The 26,056-nt window shown below is 60.0% G+C and carries 18 protein-coding genes, 3 tRNA genes and 3 pseudogenes; 6 read left to right on the top strand and 18 right to left on the bottom strand.

The window, feature by feature from the left end:
- The first annotated feature begins 66 nt into the window (after nucleotides 1-66).
- The 5 genes and pseudogenes from AHA_RS09350 to AHA_RS21845 form a co-directional block, all read left to right on the top strand.
- A tRNA-Pro gene (locus tag AHA_RS09350) sits at nucleotides 67-143 on the top strand.
- Nucleotides 144-179: 36 nt separating this feature from the next.
- Nucleotides 180-256, top strand: a tRNA-Arg gene (locus tag AHA_RS09345).
- 49 nt (nucleotides 257-305) lie between these two features.
- Nucleotides 306-381, top strand: a tRNA-His gene (locus tag AHA_RS09340).
- Between the two features lie 87 nt (nucleotides 382-468).
- Nucleotides 469-595, top strand: a pseudogene (locus AHA_RS22030) (IS481 family transposase); the annotation flags it as partial.
- 2 nt (nucleotides 596-597) lie between these two features.
- Nucleotides 598-775: pseudogene (locus AHA_RS21845) on the top strand (IS481 family transposase); the annotation flags it as partial.
- A 174-nt stretch (nucleotides 776-949) separates the two neighbouring features.
- Here the strand turns inward: AHA_RS21845 and AHA_RS09335 are convergent.
- Nucleotides 950-1,438: a hypothetical protein gene (locus AHA_RS09335; RefSeq protein WP_139348864.1), complete on the bottom strand. Its 489-nt coding sequence runs from the start codon at nucleotides 1,436-1,438 to the stop codon at nucleotides 950-952.
- Nucleotides 1,439-1,501: 63 nt separating this feature from the next.
- Between AHA_RS09335 and AHA_RS09330 the strand changes: the two are divergent.
- A pseudogene (locus tag AHA_RS09330) lies at nucleotides 1,502-1,624 on the top strand (IS5/IS1182 family transposase); the annotation flags it as partial.
- A gap of 184 nt (nucleotides 1,625-1,808) precedes the next feature.
- Here AHA_RS09330 and AHA_RS09325 read toward each other — a convergent pair.
- From AHA_RS09325 to tssF, 17 genes are all read right to left on the bottom strand, one after another.
- On the bottom strand, nucleotides 1,809-2,087 hold the full coding sequence (locus AHA_RS09325; RefSeq protein ID WP_139348863.1) for a hypothetical protein: 279 nt from the start codon (nucleotides 2,085-2,087) through the stop codon (nucleotides 1,809-1,811).
- A 420-nt stretch (nucleotides 2,088-2,507) separates the two neighbouring features.
- Entirely contained in the window at nucleotides 2,508-2,912 is a 405-nt protein-coding gene (locus AHA_RS09320; RefSeq protein WP_011705730.1) for a lysozyme inhibitor LprI family protein, read from the bottom strand.
- A gap of 2 nt (nucleotides 2,913-2,914) precedes the next feature.
- Nucleotides 2,915-5,470, bottom strand: a complete 2,556-nt coding sequence (locus tag AHA_RS21940; protein ID WP_011705729.1) for a pesticin C-terminus-like muramidase — start codon at nucleotides 5,468-5,470, stop codon at nucleotides 2,915-2,917.
- Between the two features lie 34 nt (nucleotides 5,471-5,504).
- Nucleotides 5,505-7,550 carry a type VI secretion system Vgr family protein gene (gene tssI / locus AHA_RS09310; RefSeq protein WP_011705728.1) on the bottom strand — a complete coding sequence of 682 codons (2,046 nt, stop codon included), beginning with the start codon at nucleotides 7,548-7,550 and terminating at the stop codon, nucleotides 5,505-5,507.
- A gap of 10 nt (nucleotides 7,551-7,560) precedes the next feature.
- On the bottom strand, nucleotides 7,561-7,848 hold the full coding sequence (locus tag AHA_RS09305; protein WP_011705727.1) for a type VI secretion system PAAR protein: 288 nt from the start codon (nucleotides 7,846-7,848) through the stop codon (nucleotides 7,561-7,563).
- Between the two features lie 257 nt (nucleotides 7,849-8,105).
- The gene (locus tag AHA_RS09300) at nucleotides 8,106-9,536 is read right to left on the bottom strand and encodes a VasL domain-containing protein (protein ID WP_011705726.1); all 1,431 of its coding nucleotides are present in this window, start codon (nucleotides 9,534-9,536) and stop codon (nucleotides 8,106-8,108) included.
- 46 nt (nucleotides 9,537-9,582) lie between these two features.
- The gene (gene tssM / locus AHA_RS09295) at nucleotides 9,583-13,068 is read right to left on the bottom strand and encodes a type VI secretion system membrane subunit TssM (RefSeq protein WP_011705725.1); all 3,486 of its coding nucleotides are present in this window, start codon (nucleotides 13,066-13,068) and stop codon (nucleotides 9,583-9,585) included.
- 41 nt (nucleotides 13,069-13,109) lie between these two features.
- Entirely contained in the window at nucleotides 13,110-14,546 is a 1,437-nt protein-coding gene (gene tssA, locus AHA_RS09290; protein WP_011705724.1) for a type VI secretion system protein TssA, read from the bottom strand.
- An 8-nt stretch (nucleotides 14,547-14,554) separates the two neighbouring features.
- Nucleotides 14,555-15,160: a type VI secretion system-associated protein VasI gene (gene vasI, locus AHA_RS09285; protein WP_011705723.1), complete on the bottom strand. Its 606-nt coding sequence runs from the start codon at nucleotides 15,158-15,160 to the stop codon at nucleotides 14,555-14,557.
- The gene (vasH, locus tag AHA_RS09280; protein WP_011705722.1) at nucleotides 15,160-16,698 is read right to left on the bottom strand and encodes a sigma-54-dependent transcriptional regulator VasH; all 1,539 of its coding nucleotides are present in this window, start codon (nucleotides 16,696-16,698) and stop codon (nucleotides 15,160-15,162) included. The genes vasI and vasH overlap by 1 nt, the downstream gene beginning before the upstream one ends.
- A 2-nt stretch (nucleotides 16,699-16,700) precedes the next feature.
- The gene (tssH, locus tag AHA_RS09275) at nucleotides 16,701-19,343 is read right to left on the bottom strand and encodes a type VI secretion system ATPase TssH (RefSeq protein ID WP_011705721.1); all 2,643 of its coding nucleotides are present in this window, start codon (nucleotides 19,341-19,343) and stop codon (nucleotides 16,701-16,703) included.
- 20 nt (nucleotides 19,344-19,363) lie between these two features.
- Entirely contained in the window at nucleotides 19,364-20,143 is a 780-nt protein-coding gene (gene icmH, locus AHA_RS09270; RefSeq protein ID WP_010634228.1) for a type IVB secretion system protein IcmH/DotU, read from the bottom strand.
- A gap of 22 nt (nucleotides 20,144-20,165) precedes the next feature.
- A complete protein-coding gene (gene tssK, locus AHA_RS09265) occupies nucleotides 20,166-21,500 on the bottom strand; it encodes a type VI secretion system baseplate subunit TssK (protein WP_011705719.1) in 1,335 nt (444 codons plus the stop codon).
- A gap of 2 nt (nucleotides 21,501-21,502) precedes the next feature.
- Nucleotides 21,503-22,018, bottom strand: coding sequence for a type VI secretion system lipoprotein TssJ (gene tssJ, locus AHA_RS09260; RefSeq protein ID WP_011705718.1), 516 nt, complete (start codon nucleotides 22,016-22,018; stop codon nucleotides 21,503-21,505).
- Entirely contained in the window at nucleotides 22,018-23,268 is a 1,251-nt protein-coding gene (tagH, locus tag AHA_RS09255; RefSeq protein ID WP_011705717.1) for a type VI secretion system-associated FHA domain protein TagH, read from the bottom strand. The genes tssJ and tagH overlap by 1 nt, the downstream gene beginning before the upstream one ends.
- Nucleotides 23,269-23,324: 56 nt before the next feature.
- Nucleotides 23,325-24,323, bottom strand: coding sequence for a type VI secretion system baseplate subunit TssG (gene tssG / locus AHA_RS09250; RefSeq protein WP_011705716.1), 999 nt, complete (start codon nucleotides 24,321-24,323; stop codon nucleotides 23,325-23,327).
- On the bottom strand, nucleotides 24,287-26,053 hold the full coding sequence (tssF, locus tag AHA_RS09245) for a type VI secretion system baseplate subunit TssF (protein ID WP_011705715.1): 1,767 nt from the start codon (nucleotides 26,051-26,053) through the stop codon (nucleotides 24,287-24,289). The genes tssG and tssF overlap by 37 nt, the downstream gene beginning before the upstream one ends.
- Nucleotides 26,054-26,056 lie beyond the last annotated feature (3 nt).

Below are 26,056 nucleotides of genomic sequence, written 5' to 3'. Positions count from 1 at the left end.
CGCTTGGGTATGATGCCGGCCCGTTGCCCAGTACAGCCGCTGTCGCTATGCTGGAGACGAGATTTTCGGTGATTAGCGCAGCCCGGTAGCGCATCTGGTTTGGGACCAGAGGGTCAAAGGTTCGAATCCTTTATCACCGACCAGGTTTTTCGACATGCCGCCAGGCTTGTCGAGGCAATGCGCCCTTAGCTCAGTCGGATAGAGCAACGGCCTTCTAAGCCGTGGGTCGCAGGTTCGAATCCTGCAGGGCGCGCCATTGATGACATGCATCTCTCCGATGCAGGCATTAATGGATATTTTCAGTGGTGGCTGTAGCTCAGTTGGTAGAGTCCCGGATTGTGATTCCGGTTGTCGTGGGTTCGAGCCCCATCAGCCACCCCATTATCCCTTTCAGAAAACATCCAATCTTATCTATTTAAATCCGGTAGAAATAACCCTATCTTATTGCGTCCTGACGGTTGCCTGTACAGTGTCGGTACGGGTGGTGTGTGTGGCGTAATGGCAACGTCACGACCTGCACTCCAGATACGACCGTTTGTTGCGCCTCGAGAAAAACCACCAAGAACAAACGATTGTGCTCAATGACGAGCAAATCGCCTGCTCGATCAGCATTACCCGGACGAACCGGTGGAGCAGATGCAAACAGGTCTGGACAGCTACCTAGAACACTACAACAAACAGTGGTCTTGTCAGGGCCTAATGATGGAGGGACAGGCCCCCTTATTGCATTCTCAAGAAGGCTCTGAAATTGGTACCGAAGAAAGTGCGCTCTTAGAGTGGTGTAAGCAAGACACCGGTTTGAGACCGGTGTCAGGTGGTAACTATATTTGTGCATGCTACAACCAGCTTACCAACTGCCAGCAATACTCTTTAACATGCAGCTAAACAGCTATGAAAAAGGTGTGCACCCCATATTCTCACTGGATGTCTATCGCACCTTGCTAAACTCTTAACCATATCTTTCTTTCATATACTTCTTTACCGATATTGCATTGTTAAACTTATATGTTCCATCACCGGCCCCATCCTCTGTGCCACTTAAAACTGGATCCAAAGTCTTTGCCTTATCAACAGTATATTCTCCGCCAGCATTATTTTTATAAATCTTAACTTCAAAATTTGTCTCATCAATCCCTTCTGCCTGATGCTTATTATGCCATGAAACTATAGTTCCTATATGATTAACACCTTTCAGAGTAAAGAAAAAAACGCTCCTGAGATTCGGGTAATCGCCGTTCTCACATATTTCATCCAACTCATAATGTGATGATTTATCATATATAACCATAGATAATGGGCAGTTTATGTCATCATTTTTCTCAATTTTAACGCTCGCTGTATCATTACTTATCCTATATGGCCCTTGAATAAGATCAGCTGCATTCACAAACAAAGCGGGAAAAATTAAATTTAAAATGAAAAGACCATACTTCCTCATTATGACCTCACAAATTTTCACTCACTATTATCAATGCCTACTAGGTAATATCGGTTCAAGTAGTTGCTGACGGGGAAAATTAGTCTGCGTAACTACAACGGCCAAGTGGAGGAAGTCATAGCGTATGTAAGCGCCATAAACAAACTGAATACCCTGGGCCTGCCAGTCAGAAACCCCCGAGTGTAGCTGTCACCCGGGGCTGGGGAAGTGATGACTTGATGGTTGATTTGGGCAACAACGCCGTCAGGTGATAACTAGATCTGTACACCCGATGAATAAGGCGCCTCAGTATTTCACAACCACCGCAATCAAAAACAATCCTCATAATTTTCTAATGCCTGAAAAAAATAAAATTTCTTTCCTTTAGCATTTATATAAAAATATTGTCAAAGTTAGCACCTTGGTAACCAAAGTGATACCGTCCACTTACCTTGCCATCAATTATTTCAACCCAGTCACTATTAACAGCATATGGTCGACCTTCATCATTCGTCTCTTCTTTATGATTCACTTGAACTATAGTTATTTTATCTTTGTTTTTCCCATATTGAACATATCCTCCAACCCAACCCGCAGTGGAGGCCCACATCATTCGCATTTTAATTTTACCATCTGTACTAACAAAGCAGCGATAGTCTATCGCCGACATCTTCAGCACGACAAATAGAAGAAAACAGAATAAAAACTAAGACCAAATATTTATTCATTTAAGTTACTCTATAGTTATAATACTCAGCTCAACAAAACCTCGCCAATCTCGACAAAGCCGTCCATACCACTTTTTACCCATCTCCTGCGGAGTAAATGGTTGAGTATCTAGCAGAGTCAAAAATATTGGGCTCCCAGATTTTCCCACCGTACGGACTTACTGGATCAACGCCTCCCCATGATGGATGCCTGGACTGAATTTGTTACTGGATAACTACTATTCAAATTAAATAAGCGACTTGGACAGGCCACTTCCCTCTATATTTTTTGCCTAATATGTTGCTTTGTAAATATATGCTACACAACCATCTGATGGGCACAAAAATGATGCAGAGCCGTCCTTGGCCATCAGCCTTGCCTATCAAGGTAAATCATGAATGAATTGAATCTCATTATTCAAAAAAAACACTCTTTCCTTTGTTATATTCATAAGGCATTTTTTAATTTCTATCAGTTGAGCAATAGAACTGTCTTCAAAAAAAGCTCCCCTCGCATAACACTGAGCATCTCTGAGCTTAATCCAATATCTTTGGGATTGAACCAGTTGACTCCAGTATTTTTCTTTAGATTGCTTATCATAACCGCTAGATAACAATGTAGATTTTAAATTATTATATGTTTTGTTTAACTCAGCATCAGCTTGTTTTGATTTACTTTCATAACAAGCAGCAAGATTGGTAGATGGCGCAGAGATATCACAATTACGATCTGTGTTTGAAAACACACTCAATGATATAAAAAAAAGAGCAAAAGATAGTCTTTTCACAGTTATTCTCCAGTTAGATATTTAGCTCTGTTACGCCCAGGCTCATATTGGCTCAAGGAGGGGTTGTTTTTGATGTAATCGGCGTATTTTTGTCTGTCATTTAACATGCCATAGACCATGGGTCTGGGGCCTTTCGTAAAACCCTGATAAACTAAATCAACAATAACATCTTTAACCTTATCATCTAAGCTTTCCCAATTGGTTTTATCAGATATAGATACACCTGGGATATTAGCATCCTGAATACTTTGAGCTGTAGTCCAGCGTTCATAGTTTGATTTTGCCCTGAGAACATAATCAGGGTATATTTTTTCAAACAAGCGATGTTGTGATTTCCTAGTTATTAAGGTTGAATTTTTATTTTCTGAAACAAAATTAGATGCCTCCCCCCCTTTTATTCCTGCACCAGCAGATATTAATGAGGCGATATTATCAGGGACCCCTGAGTCAGATAAATCACGGTATACATCTTCTTTTGAGCGACTTCCAATATCATAGCCACGACCAATGGTTACACCAGATTCACTATTACCTGGCCAATGGATTTTTCTTGAGAAGTAAATACTATTTACAACATCATTTCCTTCTGCATCAAATGTAAGCTGCCCCTTGGTGACTATGAACCATTTTTCATCCATCTCATCATCAGAGACAGGGTCAGCCACCAGCCCCATCATCCCTGCAGGATGAATAAACCAAGGCTTGATATCACCCAATATCTTACTGGCATCTTCCATCCACGCCATATTGTTGTGTACCTGCATGGCATATTCATAGAGTTTCGGCTGCTCAGCCAACTCCTGTTTTAAGCGCGGCCACTCCTGGCCTGGCTTTACCCATTCGCTTTTGTGCTTGATAAACAACATGCGCAACTTGCCCGCCAATTCCTCATCGGCCAGCGCGGCCTTGATATCATTGCCGCTCAGGGTGCCATCGTTGTCCCTGTCTGTCACCAGCTTGTCATAGAGAGTGCTAAAAAACTCGCCTCCTTCTTTACCTTCGGTATCAGCTTTATCTAAAAATCCGTCGGGGTCACTACTGCCATCGACCAACTTGACACCCAACTTGTGCCAGTCGTGCTGACTGACCACTTCGACATCACTACCCTGCAATACGAACTCGCCAGCCAACTCCCCGTCCGCAGCAGTCCGTTCACGCACCTTCACAAAGTTGTTGGCACCGTGAGTGACAATATCAGACTCTTTCACCGCTAACGGTAAGACCTGTGGCCCAAAATTCGCTACACCGAGAAAACCATGTTGACTATCGTTGGTAAGGCGATAGGTAGTGACCTCTTTCTTTACTAGCAGGTAGCCCTGGCCACCAGTTACCCGTGCCTTGTTATTGATGCAATCTTCAAGCGCCTGTTTGTCATTCTTCGCAACAAACATCTCAAAGTGCACTGCTTTGCTGTCGGCATCCTTCTCGAAGCCGCTGGCTCCGGCAGTGGCTAGCTCATGCTCACCCCAATGACCGATGATCTCTCCGGCCTGCACCGCTATCGGGTTTGCGCTGCGGTCAACGACCGCATCGTCTTTGAATTCGACAGGGATACTAGGTTCAGCGGTCAGTCCGGCCCCCATCTTGCTTTTTGCCAGCCAACCGGTGGCCCCTTTGCTGGCATTGGTCATCACCTGATTGGCGCTATCTTTGACGGTACCACTACCCGCCTTGAACACCTGTACTTTACAAAACTCAGTCGTGCCGCCATTGAGGTTCACCATCTGTGGTGGCTCAGTGGATACCACCACCTCACTGCCAGCAGGCAACCCCATGTTACCCACTGTGGTGTCAGCAGTTTTACGTAGCCATGTATTACCAGGGACCTTATGGCGAGCCGGTTTGCCTTCTGGTGGTGTCATCCACTTCGGCTTTTGTGGAAATTCCTGCTGTAATTGGCTTGCCGCAATATGGAACAGGCTGTCCGGGTCATCAACGTAGTGCACCAAATAGTAATCGTGGGGCTCATCATTGTGGTTAAACAGGTTCTTCACTTCCTGGCCGACCAACTTCACTTCTGCCCCCCTTTTCGCATAGACAGGTTTATCGCCAGACAGCCGACGTGTCAGCTTGGGAGGATGTCCCTCGACCACCGGTTCATAGGTGGACACACCTGTCCCCTTGACCATTACTCGCGCAGCCTCGGAACTGTTGTAGCTGTTCTCACAGGCGATGTGCATGTAGAGGCTGTAGAAAGTCAGACGATTCTTGTTCTGCTCACCGGCTTCGTAGCGATGACGTACCAAACAAAACGAAGGGGAGGTATACAAGTCAATCTTTCCCTCTGGCTTGCCCTCTTCGGTGCTACGGGTCGCCTTGGCTGGTTTGGTCGCCAGTCGGTAGGCCACGATCTCCCCGTCAGCAATCGCGCGCACAGCGCCGCTCGGGTGCCAGCCTCCGCTTTGACTGAAGTGGATACCACCGTGCCAGATACGGTTGCGGCCTATCGGGAAGGTACCGCTCTTGAGACCATTGATCTTCTTGATAAACTCATCGATGGATGCAATCTCGCTGGAGCCGTTTTCACCCGCCAGTTGCATGGGATAGACGATTTTCATCTTTGTTATTCAATCCTAAGTTGTTCGTCGAACATCAAGCGGAGGGCTGATAATCGCTATCGGGCTCCAGCGCCTTGAGCAACGCTTCCATCGCCTTCTCGGTGGCAATAGCCTTGACCAGTTCAACCAGTTCAGGGGCTTTCACCACTTCCACGCCTTTGGGGATGATGGGAGGCTGACCTGCCCAGCCAGAGCCTGAACCTGCGCTGCCGCCAGCATTGAGTTTGATGGCGGGGCCCACCAGCTTGATGCCGCTAGGATCCACTTTCACAAAGCTGCCGCCTCCCTTGAGGGTTATTTCAGAACCCGCCTCCAGCACCAGCTTGTCGCCCACCTTGATATGCACTTCCTGCCCGGCTTCCACCAGCAGGGACTGCCCCAGCTTCTGATGCAGGCTGGCATCCACCGTCAGTGAGTAGTCGGCTTTTATCTGGTCGCGCTTCTCGCCCTCCACCGTCAGGTGGTCGTTGGCCTTGATGCGGGTCACCCGCTCGTTGTCGATATCGGTGTGCTGGTCGTGCTTGATATGCCACGCCGCATCATTTTCGATAAGCACGTTCAGGTCTTTCTGACCGTGGATGTAGATCTCTTCCTGCCCCGCCTGGTCTTCAAAGCGCAGCTCGTTAAAACCTTCCCCCTGATGGGTTTCGGTGCGCAGCACGGTCTTGGTCTTGTTGGCAGGTAGCTCATAAGGAGGCCGGTTGGTGGCGTGATAGGTGCGCCCAGTCACGATGGGCTGGTCGGGGTCCCCCTCCAGGAATGACACAATGACCTCGTGGCCGATGCGCGGGATGGCCATCATGCCGTACTGACCGCCCGCCCAGCCTTGCGAGACTCGCACCCAGCAGGAGCTTTGGTCGTTGGAGCTGCCGTAGCGGTCCCACGGGAATTGCAGCTTCACCCGGCCGTGTTCGTCGCAGTAAATCTCTTCCCCTTCGGGGCCCACCACCATGGCGATTTGCGGGCCGTCCACCATCGGCTTGTGAGGGGCTTCCGGGCTGCCGATACGCGCCCGCCAGGTGGTGCTCGCCTTCACCACGCCAAATTCGTTGTGGTAGACGGTGGGGCCGCTGCCCCCCTCCTCTTCCAGCGCCTGCGGCTGCAAGCCGGTGTGCTGGATGCGCACGATTTGCCAGTCGGTGTTGAGGCTGTCGTTGGGGTGTTCAGTGAGTGAAAACGTCTGGCCCGGCAGCAAGGCGGCGCAGTTGGACTTAGCCTGGCCCGCCACCGCGTCATTGCGCAGCGCATCCAGCCGATGTTGGGCAAATGCCTTGCCGCTCGGGTCCTGCTTGTAGCGGCCCGGAAAATCGAAGTGCTGGTAGGTATCCCGCTGATGCTCGAGCTCCGTCCCCACCTTCTTGTGGGAGAGGCCGTAAGCCGGCGTCTTGAAGCTGTAGTCTTTGAGCTCCACATCCGACGGGCGTACCGCCTCCCGATAGTGGAACTGCCGGACATAGGGGCCTTGCTCGAGGGAACGGTTGCCGAGGTTGAAGAAGAGCTCGGGGCCGGCAGTCAGGGCGGCAGCGTCATCGGCAAACACAATGCGGTGCTTGCCCGCTTCAAACTCGTGGAAGTAGAACATCCCCTCTTCGGCGGCGAGCCGGTTCACGAAATCGAGGTCGGACTCGCGATACTGAACACAGTATTCCCGCTTGACATGCTCGTTCTTGAGCGCAAAGGCGTAATCGGTGATGCCGTGCTCTTGCAACAAGATTGAGAGGATTTCGTCGGGCTTCTGCGCCTGGAAGATGCGGGAGTTCTGGCGCAAAGAGAGCCGCCACAGCGCCGGCTGCACCATGAGCTGATAGCGGGTGCGGCGAAAACCGCTGTCCCCTTGCGCGAAGTCACTGACCACTCCGCACACCCGGCGCTGCAGCTCGCCGTTGTACCACACCAGCAGTTCGCACGGCTGGTCCAGCACGGCGCCAAAGTCGATGTCGGGCTGGGCACTCGCCAGCTCCAGGCGCAGGTTGAACGGCCGGTTGAGTCCTTCCTCCAGCGCAAACTCGGCCACCACGAAAGTGCTCTCGGGCAGGGCCCCCACCTTGACGGTAAATTGTAATCCTGTGCTGTCTGCCATGAAGCGCTCCTTAACCTGCCTGTCCGCTGCCTGATCCAATCACCACGCCGCCGCAGCCGACGGCGGTGCCGGTCACGGCGATGGGCTTGCCGTTGATCAGCACAGAGCCGACGCCGCCCGAGATACTGCGCGGATGCGGTGGATTGTTGGGTTTGTCGTGGGGGGCCAGCGGATCGCCCTGGCGGGCCACCGGCTTGCCATCGAGGAACACATCGGGGCTGGCGGCAATCACGGGGGATGGGTGGAAACCATCGTGGTCGGTGCCGATGTCACCGAGCAATGCAATAGAAGGACACATCTGGATTCTCCGTGGGGCAACCATGGTGCAAGCGCAGCCTGGTGCAGAGACAGTTGGAACGGCGACCCAGCAGCCTCCATGCCATGGCTAAGTCGCCCACAATCACATTAAAAATCAGTCAATTACGATTCAATCTCGCTGCATCCGACCAATCTGCTGCAATCCATTGCGCAAGACAGGGCAAGTTTCCCGGCAAACCTTGCCTTGCCAGTCAAACTCACTACAGCTTGCGCAACTTCTTGCTCATAGCAGCATGTTCAGCTACCGGAAGCGCCCTGTTGCAGCTGATAGAGGCGGATATTGAGCGCTTTCAAATCATTTTCCAGGCTTTTGAGCTCGGCAGCCGTGATGGGCTCCTGGGAGGCTTTTCTCGCCTCCAGTTCACCGAGACGCAGACTGAACGGGATGTTCTGCATCAGGTTCTTCTGTACTTCGTAGAGCTGGGATTTGAGGTAGGAGATGGTCACCGTCTTGCGCTGACGCTCCAGCTCCAGCAGCTGATCGAGCAGGGCATCCACCCCGGCGCGGGCATCCAGGTAGGTGGGTACGCTGATGACATCCCCCTGCAGGCCACCAAGCTGCGCCTGCCACTGCTTGTCCAGCGCCTTGACCGCCAGCGAGTCGGGATAGAGCATCTGTAACGAGTTGCGCAGCCCCTCGCCGTAGCGATACCAGTAGAGCGGCGACGTCTGCTCGAGCCGGGTCAACTGGTTCTGGTAGCGGGCCACCAGATCGCTCTCCATGTTCTGCAGGGTCTGCTCCCCCAGCACGATGCGCGCCTGGCGAATGTCGTCATAGCTGAGGGCTCGGGGCAGCTCGGCGGCCGGCTGCACCAGACGCTGGGCCGCCACGGTTTTCTCCTGCTGATGTTGCTGCCAGCCCAGCCAGCCCATCACCGGCAGGGCGCAGCTGAGCAGGCCGCAGCCAAACCAGAACCAGGCCGGACGCTGCCGGCGGTGCTGCTCAATCTTGAGCACGGTGGGCTTGACCTGCCCCTTCTCGCACCCCACCAGAATGCTGCCCTGGGGCAGGTGCGGGGTCGATGCCGAAACCGTGCTGCCGTGATCACTCTCCATGTCTGACTTGAAGAAGACCATGGGCGGGATCTGCAGATCCTCCTTGAGGCCCGGCTCGTCGGAGACGATGACGATCTCGGTCTCATCGAACAGGTGGGTATACCCCTCGATGAAGTGCACCAGATTCTCGACCCGGGGAATGCGGCTCAGATCCGCGTTGTGCAGCTTCTCGCTGATGAGCTGCAGCGCCCGCTCGCAGCGATAGATCAGCCGCTTGTCCTCGTGGCTGATCTGGTACTGGCGAATGACGTCGCTGATGCGGGCGATGAACCAGTCGAGCATCTCGATGCGGGCCCGCTCCTGATGGACCGGCGGCCAGAAGCTCTCCCACTGGGTGACGATGAGGTTGGCGAGAAACTCGCACCCTTCGGTAAAACCGCTGAGCCCCTGCAGGCGCGAGCGCGCCAGGGTGAAATAGATGGCGGTCTGCAGATCCACCCCGTGTTTCTCGAAGATAAGGCTGGCGAGCTGATGGATCCGCTGCCAGTCCACCTCGGGGCGCGAAGCGTGGCTGAGCTTGTTGATCTCGGCTCGCAGCGCCTCGTACTCCGGCAACATCCTGGGGTCGCGCCCCACTTTCAGGGCCTGCTGACCTTGTTGATTCTGTGACATATGAACTTCCAACGCAGGAAGGGGGCACTACGTGCCCCCGACGCGATCAATAGAGGGATTCAGGCAGTCTGAACTGGCTGAACAGGCCGCCGGTGAAGGGGTTTTGCGCGCTGTCGGTGTAGACGCGATAGGTCATGGCCCCCTGATCCACCGGGAAGCGCACATCGAAGGTGGCGTCATTGACCTGGGTCAGCTCCCCCTTGTCCATCAGACGGAACATTGCCCAGGGACCGACGAAGCCTTCGCTGCGTGGTGAGCGCTCGCGGGCGGCCGGCACCAGAGTGATCTTGCTCTCCGCCCCGTCGCGCATGGTATTGGGCCACACCAGCGGGATCTTGGTACGACGGCCATGGGCATATTCCAGTAGCTGGCCGTCCAGGTTCAGCACACTGCGCCGCTTGTTGGCGGTGAGCTCGATGGGCTCGAGGGCGAACTGCACCTCCAGGTTGCCCTGCTGGCTGAAGAAGATCTGACGGATGCGGGCCGCACGGTCCAGCTGCTTGACCAGCTCGGCCTGGATGGGCGAGCTGAACTCCCCTTCCATCAGGCCGCTCTCCACCATGGGTTTGAGGTTGACCTGATAGAAGCTGTCCAGCGTCCCGTTAGGCGCAAAGAAGCGCTCCATCTCGGAGAGGGGCACATCCTTGTTCGAGCTCGGATCAAACGGATAACGACCGGCCAGCTGGCTGTTGAAGGGGGTCAGCACCTTGTCCTGCCACTCCTGATTGAGGGAGGACATGGCCAGGTCGATCACCAGCCGCGAGCTCTGCTCGGAGAGCTGACCCACCCAGCGATCGAGCGGGGCCGGCAGACTGCGGGCATATTGCTGCAGGGCGAACACCGGATCGGCGTACTTGTTGGTCATGCGCAGCTGCACCGCTTTCAAGGCGGACTGGCCCGGCTCGGTGGCGTTGACGATGAGCTCCAGGTAGTGCTGCAGCTCCACCAGCTTCTGGTTGACCTCCTGAATGAGCGGTCCCTGCTCGCCACGTCCAGCCAATACTCCATTAGTGGCCATAAAGGGACGACCGATGCGGGCGCTGATGGCCTGGGCCGGGTCCCCTTCCACATCGGAGATCTTGCGAATGCGGGTGTTGTCATCCAGCGAGGCCAGTACCCGTTGGAACGGCTGATCGTTGCCAGTAATGGCGGCCAGCACGTCCAGCGCCTGCTCCGGGCTCTCCAGGGTCTGCACGTCCAGATTGGTCAGCAGTTTTTGCCACTGGTTGACGTAATCGGTGACGTAACGGTCGTTGACCTGACGGGTGATCTCCTTGCGATCTGCCTCGCTCAACTGGCTCAGCTTGCGCTGGCCCAGCACCCAGGCATCCATCGCGGTGAGATCGATGAGCGCCTTGTCTTGTTTCAGGAAGAAGTCGTTGAAACCGGGCCAGGTGAGCAGCCGCGGCACCTGGCCGGCGTTGTCGCTGCGCAGGGCAAACACGGTGTCAAAGGTGGGGCCCACCTCGTCACGGACGTTGAGATCCGGCGGCAATACATCGCCCGCCTTCACCACCAGGTTCTGGTAGACCCGCTGATACATGGGCAGCTTGCCGAGCTCGCGCTGGGCACCGTAGACCGGCTCCTTGAACGGCACGAAGGCGGTGATGGCGGCCTGATCCCGCTCGGCCCTGGCGCCATACCAGTTGGTGTGGTCGAGGGCATAGTCCAGGTGCCCCATCAGCTGCTCCTGTACCGCCCCCTGCCCCGGGAAGGCCTTCTGCCAACGGCTCGCCATGTACTGCGCCACCAGCTCCTTGTTGCGACCGGACGCATCGTCCAGCATCCGCATCACCCGCAGGATGGCGAGCTTCTCCTCGCTGCCGGCAGGCGCCTGGTTGAGATCCGCCAGCAATCCCTGCATCTGGGCCGGCAGGAAACGCAGGCTCAGCAGTTGCAGGTAGGAGCCCTCCACATAAGGACCAATCTCGTCCCCTTGGTAGAGGCCGAGATCCGCCACCAGCGGCATCCGCTCGCGGTAGTTGCCAAAGGAGAGGGTCGCCTCGCGAATAAGATTGAGGCGCGGCAGCTGGCTCACGCCGAAGGCGTGGGCGTCGGCCACCTCGTTGGTCTCCATGAAGGCCTGAGCCTTGGTCAATACGTTGCGGCCCGCCTCCTCGTTGACCCGGTAGAAGTAGTGCCAGCCACCGATGAGGGCGGCCGAGAAGAGCGACAGGCAGCTGAGGCCGATGGCCATGCGGCGCCGGCGATAGAGGGTGTGCAGCCGGTTTTCGCCGGCCAGATGGGCCTCCGGGAAGATGATGGAGGAGAACAGCTGGCGCACGAAGTAGGTGTTGGACTCCCCACGCAGGGCCGAGTGGATGGGCTCTGGCAAGTTGTAGCGGCGGGAGGCCGCCTGGGCAAACGCATCGAACGGCACCCCTTGCTGATAGACGGAGCTGACATAAACCCCGCGCACCAGCAGCGGCTTGCTCTCCTCGATGGCCAGGGTCTCGGCCAGCAGGCTGGTCACGTAATCCTTGAGGCCCGCCAGCTGGCGCACGAACGAGAACAGCGCGTTGCGCTGGGCGGCATCGAGCCGGCTCAGCATCAGTTCGGGCAGATTCTGGTTGAGGTTGTCCACCCACTGATCCCAGAACAGGGCCAGATCCTGCTGCCAGTCGGCGCCTGGCTTGAAGGTCACCCCCAGCACGGCATCCCGGGCCTCCTTGTCGAGCTGCTGGTAGATAACGTCAAAGCCGCGCAGCAGATCGAGCTTGGTGAAGGTGACATAGAGCGGCAACCGGGTATTCATGGTGGCCGACACCTCCTGCAGGCGCGAGCGCATCAGCTGGGCATAGGCCTTGCGCTCGGCCACGCTGGCGTGGGAGAGCCAGGCCAGATCCACGGTCAGCACCAGGCCGTTGAGGGGCTGGCGGCGGCGGTGTTCATTGAGCCAGCCAAGCAGGTGCAGCCAGAGCCGCTCATGCTTGCGGGCCTGCGGATCCAGTTCGGCTTCGCTCTGGGAGAGCAGCACCCCGGCGGGATCCAGCATCACCGCCTGTTCCCCCAGCCAGCAATCCACCAGCTGATCCTGCGCCACGTCGCGCAGTTCGGTATCGAGTCTCGGGTTGAGCTTGTTGGCCGGGTTGGCGCGGTGAATGAGGCTGCTCTTGCCGCTGCCGGGCAGCCCCAGCACCAGATACCAGGGCATGGCGTAGAGCGCCCCCTTGCCCAGATGGGTATTCAACGCCTGCAGCCAGCGATCGAGGAACAGCGCCTGCCTGTCGATGAGCCCCTTGACCGGGTCCTGCTCCAGCACCACCTCGTGCTGGCGTTCGGCCTTGAGCTGTTGCATCTTGCGCCACACCCGCCAGGAGACCACTCCCAGCAGCAACCAGAGCCAGAGCAGGGTGAACACCACCCGCCCCCACAACGGCTCGAACGGTTTGGCGCCGCGCACCTCGAGACGAGGGCCCAGCCACCACACCAGGATGAGAGCCAGCACCCAGAGCACAGCACCGAGCAGGGGCCAGGAGGGTTTCAATTTCGGCAGCTGTTGCCGCAGAAAAGTAAAAATGGTTTTGAACATAAAATGTGATCCAACTCCGACTCAATGACTCATTTCGGCATTCATTTCGACAACGGCGCCGCCAGGCTCTCCAGGCGGTTGACCAGCCCGGGCTCCCAGTGCGACAACCCGAGGCGACTGGCCTCTTGCCACAAGTGTTGATAGTGCTGGCGCGCAAGCGCCTCCATGCCTTCCTGCGCCAACAGCTCCGCCTGCACCAGCAAGGCGTGGAAGCGATCTCTTGGCTCTTTCAACTGCGCAATCCGCTCATCAAGCAGGGCGAGCGCCGCCGCGATCCCCTGCTCGCCGTGGCGCTGGGCGACCTCCTCGGCCAGCCCCGCCTCGCCAATGCCCGCACTGCCGCCCTTGGCCGGTTGCAGCCAGCGGCTGCACTCGGGGGAGAGAAACGGCGAGCCGTCGCTGAAGGCGAGTTCCCGCAGGGCCGGCAGGCGCTGCAGAAAAGTCCCGAGCTCCTCGGCGATCGCCTGGGCCACCGCCCCAAAGCCGAGTTTCTCGGCCACCTCGGCCGAAAGCCTGTGCCCCTCGAACCAGTAGGGTGCCAGGGTCAGGCTCTGTTCGATGCGCTGCCAGAGCCCCTGATCAGGGGCGTTCATGGCGGCACGGTACTCGTCCACCATGTCCGCCGACATGGGCGCCAGCGGGGTTTTATTGCCCGCCCCGCTCATGGGGACCGCCGTGATCCCGGCCCAGACGGCGTGACGACGCAGCCGATAGCCTACCGCCACCTCGGGCTGACGCTCGATGAGGAGCTCCGCCACCTTGAGCTGGGTCTGACGCCAGGCACGATCGTTGGAACTGTCGACGTCGACGCCAGCACTGCCGCTGAGTACCATGGCGCCGGCACAACTGGCGGTCGACGCCACCGAGGCCGGGGAGCCCGCAGCCGCCGCGCCGCTGCTCTGGGGCTGCCCGGCGGCATTGGCCTCGGCCTGTGCCAGCTGCTGGCGCTGGGCCCGCTTCAGCCCCATCACCAGCGGGTCGAGCAGCTCCCCCTTGTCGGGACACTGCGCCAGCCAGACCCGCTCCAGCTGCTCGGCCTGGGCCAGCAGCTGGGCCAGCTCGGCCGCCGAAGCGCTCTCGCAAATGCGCGGCAGGGCCCCTTCGAAGCGCTTGACGATCTGCACCATCAGCCGCTGTTTCTGGCTGGCATTGCCGGGCCAGGCCAGCAGCCAGTAAGCCTGGATCCAGGCCTCCAGCAGGCTGATCGCCGCCCCCAGCGGGGTCGCCTTGGCAGGGTGCTGCAGGCAGCGCAGCAACTGGGCCAGCACCCGCATGTCCTTGGTGCGACTCTCCAGCAAACCGAGGCAGGCCTCGGCCACCGCATTGAGATCGACCTGGCTGTGAGCGAGGGATCCCAGCTTGACCAGCTCGGTCTCCACATAGTCCCAGCGCGGCTCGTCGGCCAGCACGGCGCCTCTTATCTGTTCATCCGGCAGGCTGGTGAGCAGGCGTGCACACCAGGGGTGTTGATAGCTCATCGCCCCTCCTACCAGCGGCACTGCTGACGCAGCGGTGTCAGCGCCTCTTTCAGGCCGCTCAGGTCGACCCGCAAGAGGGCGCCGTTGTCGGCCCGCACCTGCAGCTCGCGATGGCCCTGCCAGCGCTTGAGCTCCTCGATGGCGGGCAGGCCACGGCCATATTCCAGCAACAGCCCCTGATCCCGGATAAACCAGCTCTGGGAGCCGGCACTCGGTTGACCATCCAGCTCGACCTGCACTTTCTCGCCGCTCCAGGGGCTGTCCAGCCGCAGCCGGATATGGGTGATGCTGTCGACGCAGCCGATGGCCAGGGTCGCCCCGCGCAGTGCCGGGCGGGTGAGGGTTTCACTGCCACTGCCGGCGTTGCTCTGCAACAGGAAGGGCGCGCTCGCTGGCGTGCGAGCCTGCTCCTGGGCCCAGATGGCCTGCCAGGCCGCCGACTTGGGGGCGGCCCCTTCGGCGGCACTGGCTGCGCCATTGCCGATGGCGTCGTAGCAGGCGAGCCGTACCAGCGGCGAGGGTTCCTGCCGGCAGGCCTGCCAGCGCGCCATGTCCAACGGGACCTCGGCCGCACTGGTGGCCAGCAGCAGCGGTAACAAGCCGAGGATGCTCATCAGTTCACCTCCAGTTTCTGGCACTTGTGATCCAGGGTGCGCTTGGGAATGTTGAGGCTCTCGGCCACCAGCATCCGATTGCCCTGGAAGTGGCGCAGCCGCGCCTCGATGACGGAAGCCTCATACTGCTGCATGGCCCGGCGCAGATCGCGGATGTGGTTGTAGTCGTCCATGGAAGAGGGCAGCAGGGCGCTGACCCGCTCGCGCAGCTCCGGCGGCAGCGCCTCCAGCCCCACCTCCTCCCCGTGACGGGTATGGGCGCAGGCCACCTCCAGCAGGTTGCGCAGCTCGCGCACGTTGCCGGGGAAGTCATAGGTCTGCAGCTGTTTCAAGAACTTGCGCTGCAGCCCCACCAAGGTCTTGCCATCTTGGGCAGCAAACTGGGCCATGAAGTGCTGGCACAACAGCGGCACGTCATCCATGTGTTCGCGCAGGGGGGCAATCAGCAGCAGGCACTGACAGAGACGGTGGTAGAGGTCGGCCCTAAACTGCCCCTCCTCCACATGTCGGGTGAGCGGCTGATGGGTAGCGGCGATGAGGCGAAAATCGGAGTGATACTCCTGCTCGGCCCCGAGCGGCCGGTAACTGCGGGTTTCCAGCACCCGCAGCAGCTTGGCCTGCATGGCAGCGGGCATGTCCCCCACCTCGTCCAGAAACAGGGTGCCACCGTTGGCCTGGGCCACCAGCCCGGTCTTGTTGGCAAGGGCGCCGGAGAAGGCTCCCTTCTGGTAACCAAACAGCTCGCTCTCGATGAGGTTCTCCGGGATGGCGGCGCAGTTGATGGCGACAAACGGCTTGTTGGCGCGATCGGAGCACTGGTGCACCAGCCGTGCCACCACCTCCTTGCCGCTGCCGGTCTCCCCCTGGATCAGCACGGTCAGCTTGTGCTGGCCGGCCTGGTTGATCTGCTCGCGCAGCCCGCGGATCACCGCCGACTGGCCGACCAGCTGATCGCCGAGCAGCTTCTCGTGCTGGCGCAGCCGCTCCCCCTCCCCCTTCATCTGGCGCAGGGAGTCGCGCAGTACCCCCTGATCCCGCCGACTGCGACCGAGATCGCGAATGAGGGTGAGCTGGTTGCAAAAGACCTGGGAGAGCTGGGCCAGCTCGGGGCCGTCGGCCCAGGCCCGCAGCACCTCCCCTTCATCCATCAGGGCCAGCACGGCAAACGGCTTGCCGTTGCCATCCAGCAGCGGATACGCGTGCAGCCCGCACTGCTGGCCAAGGTTGGCCAGCAGTGCGCGAAAACCGGCGTGCTCGATGCGGGCACCGCCGTAGAGGGAGTCCCAGGTACGGGACTGGGCCTTGTGCAGCACATAGGCAAGGGGGTGGGAAAAATCGTCCACCGCCAGCCCCAGCGCCACCTCCTTCCCCCTGACCCAGCCTTGGCACTCCAGCTGGCGGCCGCTCACATCCAGCATGCCGAGCAGCAGCCCCCTGGGCTGGAAGCTGGCATGGACGGTCGAGCTCCACCAGTGGCACAGGTGTGGCTCATCGCGCTGGGCGGTGAGGGCCAGGGAAAATGCGAGGGCTTGCTCCATACTCAAGCCCCCACCTCGGCCACAAACTGGTGATCGGCCACGGAAAAGTGGACGCGCTTGATGGGTTCACCGGCCGAGAGGCGCTGCAGCAGTTGCAGGGAAACAGGCGGCAGCAGGGCACCGTCGATGACGGATTCGAGCATGCGGGCACCGTTCTCGCTGCGATTGGCCCGCAGCAGGATCTCCTCGGCCACCTCGTCGTCCAGCACCACCTCGGCGCCAAAGCGCTCCTTGAGCAGCTTGACCAGCCGGTTGAGCTTGCCGCCCACGATCTGTACCAGGGTATCGTGACCGAGCGGCAGATAGGGGATCACCTCCATGCGCGCCAGCAGCGCCGGCTTGAAGAAGGCGGCGAGCTCCGGATAGAGGGCGTCCAGCAGCACGTCGGGCTGCTCGGCGTGATCCACGATGGTCTGGAAACCGAGGTTGGAGGTGAGGAAGAAGACCACGTTCTTGCAGTCGATGATACGCCCTTCCCCGTCCGCCAGCTCGCCCTTGTCAAACGCCTGATAGAAGAGGTTGAGCACGTCCGGGTGGGCCTTCTCCACCTCATCCAGCAGCACCACGGAGTAAGGTTTCTGCCGAATGGCCTCGGTCAGCACGCCCCCCTCGCCAAAACCGACGTAGCCGGGCGGCGAGCCGATCAGGCGCGAGACGGTGTGCTTCTCCTGATACTCGGACATGTTGATGGTGGTCAGATACTGGCGGCCACCGAACATCAGCTCGGCGATCTGCAGCACGGTTTCGGTCTTGCCGACCCCGCTCGGTCCCACCAGCAGGAAGGCGCCGAGCGGCCGGCCGGGACGACGCAGGTCCGCGCGGGCGGTCAACAAGTGCTTGTGCAGGTGAGCCACCGCCACATCCTGCCCCTTGATGAGCTCGCCGAGGTATTCCGGCAGACGGGTCACCACATCGAGCTCCCCTTGCGAGATACGATTGAGGGGCACCCCGGTCCACTCGGCGATGACGGCGGCAATCTGGGTCTTGTCGACGTGGGCGGAGACCAGCACTTCTCCTTGCTGCAGTTCGGCCAGCTCGCGCTCGAGGATGGCCAGCTGCTCGGCAGCGGCTTGCGGATCGAGCGGCGCATCGGCCAGATCCAGCGCCTCTCTGGCCAGCATCTCATCCTGCTGATCGGCCAGCAGGGCTGCGCGCAGCTCGACAATCTGGTGTACCAGCCCCTGCTGCTGCTGCCACCGGGCCTCCTGCTCGGCCAGTTCTTCACGGCAAGCCTGCTGGGCCGCCTGCAACTCGGCCAGGCGCTCTGCGTTGTCACCGAGACCTATCAGGCTCTGGCGCTCCAGCTGGCGGATCTCCAGCTCGCGCTGGCGCAGCGCGTTTTGCAGGTGGCTGACCGCGCGCGGCGGGGTGGTGAGGTTGATGGCCACCCGGGCACAGGCGGTATCGAGCACGTCGATCGCCTTGTCCGGCAGCTGACGGCCGGAGATGTAGCGGGCGGAGAGCTGGGCAGCGGCCTGCAACGCCTCCTCGTCGATCAGCACCCCGTGGGCCTTCTCGTAGATGCTGCGCAGGCCGCGCAGGATCACCGTGGCCTCGTCGGCATCGGGCTCACCCACTTTCACCAGCTGGAAGCGGCGCGACAAGGCCGCGTCTTTCTCCACGTATTTCTTGTACTCGCCCCAGGTGGTGGCAGCGATGGTGCGCAGCTCGCCCCGGGCCAGCGCCGGCTTGATGAGGTTGGAAACATCCAGTCCGCCGGCCTGGTTGCCGGCCCCGATCAGGGTGTGCGCCTCGTCGATGAACAGGATGACAGGTTGCACGGCGTCCTTGACCTCCTGCATCACCCCCTTGAAGCGCTTCTCGAACTCCCCCTTGACCGAGGCGCCGGCCTGTATGGCACCCAGATCCAGGGTCATCAGCTCGACCCCGCGCAGCTTCTCGGGCACCTGACCCGCCACCATGCGCAGGGCCAGCCCCTCGATCAGGGCGCTCTTGCCGACCCCGGCCTCCCCCACGACTATGGGGTTGTTCTTGCGACGACGGGAGAGGATGTCGATCATCAGGTCGATTTCGTGATCCCGGCAGAGCACGGGATCCAGGCTGCCCTGGCGGGCCTGCTCGGTCACGTTGACGGTAAAGCGAGCCAGCAGGCTGGCATCGGCTGGCAGGGCGGTCTGGGCCGTCTTGCCGCCGGGGGCGTTGGTCACTTGCGTCTCGGCGGACTCCTTGACCCACTCGTCAAACTGCTGGCGCAGCAGCTCGCGATTGACCTTGGCAAGCAGGCGGGTCACCGAACCCGGCAGGTAGCGCTGGGGGGTCATCAGCAGCACCAGCAGCATGACACCGCTGCGCAGCTGGGCATGTTGCAGCTCGGCAGAGGCGAGCAGCCAGCTGTCTTGCAGCCACTCCACCAGCATGGGCGAGAAGGAAGGGTAACCCTGGCCATAGCTGCTGTCGGCAGCGGACGGTTGCAGCAGGGTCTTGAGCTCTTCCACCTCCACCTCGGCCACCTTCAGGATCTGGCGCACATCGCTCAGCGGGGTCTCCAGCATCTTCAGGAGCAAATGCTCGATGCGGATCTCGGCTCCCTGGTGATTAACGCAGAGGGCCGCAGCCTCTTCCAGCATGTGACGGCAGATGGGGTTGAGTCTTTCCACCAGTACCGGTAGCTCTATACGAATCAAGGCGTGCTCTCCTTAAGTATTTATTTTAATAATTCGCCCAGTTGACGCAGCACGTCCTGGGTCTGGTTATTGAGTTGGTGGTGATAGAGGCCAAAGATCAGCGCCAGGATCAGCGCGCCGCCCATGAACAGGCTGCGCAGGGATACCTGCTTGCGCAGCTGATAGCGGGAGGCCTGCTGACCCAGATCGAGGTGAAACACGCTGGGCGCCTCGCCGCCGGCCTCGGGGGCCAACTGCTTGTGCAGCTGGCGCACGATGCGCTCGAACTCCCCTTGTCCCTTGCTCATCACCTTGTAACGCCCCTCGAAACCGAGGCACAGACAGAGGTAGATGAACTCCAGAATGTCGCGATAACGCACCGGGTCTTCCTGCAGGCGGGCCAGCAGCACGAACACCTTCTCGCCGCCCCAGGTCTCGTTGTGAAAGCGGGTCAGCAGGGAGTGCTCGGACCATTCGCTTTGACTGCCCCAGTCGCGGCCCATCACGGCCTCGTCGATGAAGGTGCAGAGGATGTAGCGAAACGACAGCACCACCCCGTTCTCGTAGCCCTGGGCCATCAGCTCCTGTTCGATGGCCTGGATCTCGGTCACCACCCGCTGATAAAGCTCGGGCACCCGGTCGTAGCGCGACAGCAGGCGCACCCGCTGCACCAGCCCCAGCAAGGGGGTCACCGCATCGATCATCGGGTTGATGCTCTGGCCGCGCAGGCGGAACCAGTAATCCGAATCCATGTCCAGCTGCTCGGCATGATCGAACAGCAGATCGCTGAGTTGCTCGTTCTTGATAATGTCCGTGGTCATCTCTGCTTATTCCTTGGTGCGATCACTGGCTGCGAATGGCCCAGAGCTGCATGTCGAGCTCGGGGAAGTCGCCGGCGATGTGGAAGGCAAGGGTGTTGCCCACCGCCAGCATCTGCCAGGCCGGGCTCTGCCGGTCGAGCTGGAAGTAGCTGTAACCGGCGTGATAGGGCAGCTGCCGCGGCGCCACCGGCAGCGGCAGCAGCGGAATGCCGGGCAGCTGCAGGCTGATGAGCTCGCGGATCTTGTCGCTGGAGGCCACCTTGGTCTGCTGCAGCAACTGCTTGCGCAGCTGCTCCTGCGGCATGCGGGCACGCACCGCCAATACGAAGTCGGCGCTCTGCATCAGCTCGCTCTCGTTGACCATGGCCACCATAATGCCGTACTGGTGCTTGCGCAGCTGGATGGAGACGGCGCGCGGCGACAGCACGGTGCTGAGCGCCTGGCGCAGGGCCAGCATCACCGGCTCGAAGCTCACCTGCTGATCGTCGTGACGGTAAGCAGAGAACTCGGGCGGCAGGCGGGACTCGTCGGTAAAGGTCATCAGCTCGCCGCAGAGCTGCACCAGCGCCTCGTGCAGCCGCTCGGGGTGCAGGGTGCCAAGGCGCGCCAGATGGGAAAGCTGGGGCTGGGCCCGGTTGAGCAGCTGCAGCATCATGAACTCGGCCACATCGGCCACCCCCTGCTGACCCGGCGCGGCGATGCGCTGGGAGAGGCTACGAGCCCGCTCGGCGACCAACCCGGCCGACTCACCGAGGAAGCGCTTGAGGGTCGGGATGGCGGAGACGCTGATGCTGCAGGGCATGAAGTTGGGATCCAGCACCAGGCCGCCGTCCGGACGCTTGTCCAGAATGCGGGCGATGGCGAGCGACGCATAGGCGCTGCGATCCTCGCGCTCCAGCATCAGCCGCAGGCTGACCCGCCCCACTTCGAGGGAAACCACGTCCCCCCCTTCGCTGTGCAGATCGCGCACGTCGTGGCGATGGGCCTGCAACCGGGTAGCCACCTGACCGCCCTGCCCCACCTCATTGACGCCGCTCACCGAGAGCGGCAGGGCCAGATAGACCTTCTGGTTGGCCACCGAGGCGTCGGTGACCTCCAGCGGGGTCGGCAGCACGTCGTCATTGGGGATGTTGAACACGGTACCGTCCGGCAGGATGCCGGTGGCCCCCACCAGGGCGATGCGACCAAAACCCAGGTAATCCTCGTTGATGGCGAGCGACTGCAAGCCATAGAAATAATCGGACAGCGCGCTCAGGCGAGCGTGCAGCGCGTAATCCGAATGTCTTTGTTGTTGCTGGAAGTGCTGGGGCTTGATGAAGAGCCCCTCACGCCAGATAACCCGATTTCGACTCGACATGGTTATTCTTCTTCTTTTTGCAGTTCCACTTCATCCAGGCGCAGGTGCACCAGGATTTGATAAGCCGTTCCCTTGCTCTTGATCTTGATGACCTTGCGCCACTCGGCGCTGTCGGGGTCGGCGTAGCGTGCGATCACCCCGATGTAGCGGGTCTTCTCGTCGAGCTTGATGGGGGGCAGGTATTTGAACTGGCCCGGCAGCAGGGTGTAGTCCTGATGGTCCAGGTAGTTCTTGCCAAGGGCCTTCTCCACGTCCGCGGTCACCTGGTCGTAGTCGGTGGCGAGCAGCTTGGAATCTTCGGCCAGCAGCACCACCTGAAACTCGATGGGCGCCGCCTCCCCGCTCTCATTGGGGTTGACGTCAGGCTCCGCCAGCAGGCTCAGCCCCAGGGTCGTCGGTTGACTGTCATTGCTGCCCACCTGGATATCCGGGTTCATGGCCACGTCGGCCATCTTGCCCATGGTGGTACAACCTGCCAGGGCCAGCAGCGCGGCGCCCAGCATCAGCGCACGTATCATCAAATCAGTCCCTGTTGCTGACGCACGGCCTGGTCATAGGCCTGGGCATACACCTGGTGGAACAGCTTGTCGAACCCCTGCTGGCGGGCAGAGGTGAGCTCGCGGTAGTAATGCTGGTACATGTCCCAGGCCCATCCTTCATCGGCCGTGCCCGGTGCACCGCTGCGGCGGTATTGCTCGAAGCGCCCCAGCAGGGCCTGCGGCGAAAACGCCTGCAGGATGCTGTCGAGCGCCGCACCGATGGCCTGCTGGTTCGCCACGTGGTGGATGCGCACGTTGTGCAGGCTCTCGGCCACCGCCGCCGGTGCGCTCAGGTGGACCGGGCTCTTCTGCTCGGCAAACAGCACCGCCAGGGTCTCGTCATAATCAAGGCCCAGACGCAGCGGGTTGTCCTCGATGGGGCGCAGGTGCTTGTCCGCCAGCGCAGCCTGCTCGTTTTGCAGTTGCAGCAACCCCTCCACCATGGCCCGCACCGTCTTGCCCATCTCTTCGAGCATGTCGTGGGCCTGCTGGGTGTCCTGCAGTTGCAAGGGTTGACCCAAGCCGCGCATCAGCGGGGTCAGGGCCACGTGATCGACGCCGTCCAGCGACAGCTGATAATCGGGATGGTTCTCGATGGCGGGCATATCCAGAAATTCTTGGTTCATGGTGTTCTCGACAGCAGAAAAAGGGGCAAGAGGGGGAACGTCCACATCCGGTTGTGAACGCAGTGAAGCCTGCAGGCGACCGTCCGCCAGCGGACCATCCATCAACGGATTGGGCGCTCTGCGCTCCTGCTGCAATGCCAGCAAGGGATCGGCCGCCAGGGTGCGCGGATCGTCAGCCGGCACGACGGGCTCATCGCTGGTCAGCCACTCGTCGAGCTGCTCGGTGGGGCGATTGCCCAGCACCTGTTGCAGGCTCTGCTCGGGGGTGATGGCCCCCAGATAGGCGCGCAGCCGGAACGGGCCGACCACGAGCTCGTCCCCCTGCTCCAGATGCACCTTGCGAGCCCGTCCGATGGGCGAGGTGGCACCGTTGATATAGGTCTGGCCGCTCAGATCGCACAGGCAGAAGCGACCGTCGTTGAGCTCGATGCGGGCGTGGGCGGGCATGACGGCCCCCAGCCTGTCGCGCAGTTGCCAGTCATCCTGTTCGGAGGCCCCCAGGGTCCCCCCCATCTCATCGAAGCGGTACTGCACCTGCTGGCTGCCGTCGAGCTGTTCGCTGTTGAGCACCACCAGGGAAAGTTGCTGGTTAAAATCGTCCACAGTTACTCCTGCACTGATTCCTGTAGTTAAATTTTCTGCGCTGCTGATTTTTGCACTTATTCCTGCACGCAGATGGTCACGAACGGATCACTCGGCGGCTGGCCGAGAAAGGTACTCCACCCCAGACGGGCACTCTGCTCCTCACCCAGCCTCAACCCCCTCGCCTGCTCCTGACCAAACCCCAGGCGCAGATCCCAGGCCAGCTGATCACGCAGGATGAAGGAGACGAAGGTCACCAGGGCGTGAAAGTGCTCCCCGTTCGGCAGAAAGCCGAGAAACTGGCCAAAGCTCAGGTTGTTGATCTTCAACAAGAACTTGCCGGCACAGTCATTCACCTTGTCACCGATGACAAAATCGCTCCCCAAGGTGGCGCAGGCGCCGCCGAGGCGATTTTGCTGATCCTGATGAATAGGCACCTTGCGCCATTGCCAGGCGCTCACTTGCACGTCGGCCAGATCGAAGCAGTGGGCCACCAGACCGGCCACCACCTCGGGGGAGCGGCTGGGGCTGGCCAGCATGCCCGCATAGGAGAGCATCTTGGCCCGGTTGACCGGCAGGCTCTGGCATACCGCTTCGTTGCCAAGCCCTACCAGGGCAAACATCAGACGGGAGAAGCCATCCTCGCCGTTGTCCTGGAACCGCACGTGGTAGCGATACTTGCGCCAGATCCGGTGCAGCAGCGTCAGCAAACGGTGGTGGAAGAAGTCCAGAAACAGGCCGAGCTTCTGCTCCCCCTGGGCGTACTCCCACGCCAGCGAATCGAGGTAATAGCCGGGCATCGGCGACTGACTGCCGTGCAGGCCGAGGAAGGCCACTTCCAGCTCGTGGCGGCCCTGCCCGTCCCGGCCAATCTGCAGCACGTCGCTGGTGGGAAATCCCAGAGAGGCGGTCGCCTTGAAGCGGATGTTCTCGTCACCCGGCAGGTAGTCGAGCCCTCGCTCCTGATCGGCGCCATCGAGCCGGTTGAGCAGCTCAACCAGCTGGAAGAAGTTGAAGCGGGGCGCCTCCCGGGTGGCGTTCACATCAGGGAGTGCTGACCGATCTGGACTGGCCATTGGTAGCGCTCCTTGTTGTCGAGATTGACCACCTCAAGCAGGTGGAAGGCGTTGACGCTGGCATAGAGCGAGAAGAAGTGGGCCAGCACGGTACTGAACAGATAGAGCTCCCCTTCACTGCCGAAGGCGGACTGGCGGATGGAGAGCACCGACTTGAGCCCCCGCACCGGCATGCCGCGCACCAGCCGGTCCACCGGCTTGGTCTCGATCTCCTCGATCCCCGCCAGCCGCTTGCGCGAGGCCTGCTCGGCCTGCTTGTCGTGCAGCGCCGGAAAATCGTAGGTGCGCAGCACCTGCACCAGGGCATCGCGGCGCAGCAGGGAGACATAGTTGAGCGACAGGTTGGATATCAGCGTCCAGTGCAGACTGCCGTCCAGCGCCGGGCGCAGCGGCCGGGTCGGCCGGATCAGGTTGCGGAAGGTGGCAAACGAGGGCGAGCTGCCGGTCGGCACGCAGACGCTGCCCACCTTGAGGCGGGCGGCGCGGGAGCGGTTGGTGCAGGTGAGCGTCACCGAGATGGATTCATCCAGTTCGACCGTGGTGGTTTCATCCCCACGCACGAACGAGAGGCTGTGTTCGAAACCATCCCCGCTCACCGCCTCCTTGACCCGCACCCGGTAGTAGAGCGCCAGCCGCTGCTTGGCCCGCTCGATCTGGTGCTGAAAGCTCTCGAATGGCTGATAGATGCGCGGCGTGCCGCGGGAGCGGCCGAGGTTCCCCTCGACCCAGCCCTCCACCTGATCCACCGAGAAGATCTCGAAGCTGTCGGCGTGGCGATAACTTGCCTTGAGGGGATACTCCGCCTGACGGCCATTGAGGTTGACCGGCTCGCTGTCGTGCTGGAACAGGTTGATGGCCGGCACGCAGTTGAGCATGAAGGAGTCGGGACGGATCTTGAGCTCCGCCGGCAGCGGTCGGTCGAAGCAGAAGTGCACCTTGAATTCGCTCACCGGCAACGGCTGTTTGGGCCACTCGCCACCAGAGAGTTCGAAGAAGAGGAAGCTTTCCGGGAAGCAGAAGTACTCCTGCAGGATCCGGTAGCCAGAATAGACGTTGTTCGGATAGGGCAAGAGCGCGTCATCGCGCTCGAAGCCGACCGACTTGAGGGCCTTGGCCTCCTGGCGAAAGCGCTTGCCGTCGATCTCCAGCTCGATATGGGAGAGCTGGTTGGAGAGCCAGAAGTAGAGCTCATAGGCGGTGTAGCTGTCGCCACCGAGGAAGAAGCGCAGCTTGTCCAGCTGCAGTTCGCTCAGCGGCAGAGGGGCATGCAGGGCGATATCCAGCGAGATGGTGGAGAGATCGTTGCCGCTCTGGGCAGCGATATGACGGATATCGGCCGGATAGACCCAGGTATCGTGACAAGTCTGGAAATGACAGGTCACCTCGTCCAGGGGCAGACTGTCGAGCTGGCAGCCTTGCCTGACCAACGCCGGCTGGGCAATGGCGCCCGGAATGACCGAAAACTGCATGATGGTCATGCTGGGCACGGGACGCAGGTAGTTGGGCCAGAGCATGTTGAGCAGACCGTGGGTCAGCTCGGGAAACTCATCCTCAATCTTGGCGCGCAGGTTGCCCGTGAGAAAGGCGAACCCCTCCAGCAGGCGCTCCACGTCCGGATCGGTATTCTGCTCCGACAGAAAGCGGGTGAGCTCGGGATAGGCGTCGGCAAATTCGCGCCCTTGCAGGCGCAAAAAAGCCAGTTCATCCCTGAAGTAATGTTCCAGCGACATTGA

The sequence above is a fragment of the Aeromonas hydrophila subsp. hydrophila ATCC 7966 genome, assembly GCF_000014805.1.
Taxonomy (GTDB): domain Bacteria; phylum Pseudomonadota; class Gammaproteobacteria; order Enterobacterales; family Aeromonadaceae; genus Aeromonas; species Aeromonas hydrophila.
The sequence above is the reverse complement of the archived record's forward strand: the minus strand, read 5'-3'. Positions and strand labels throughout refer to the sequence as shown.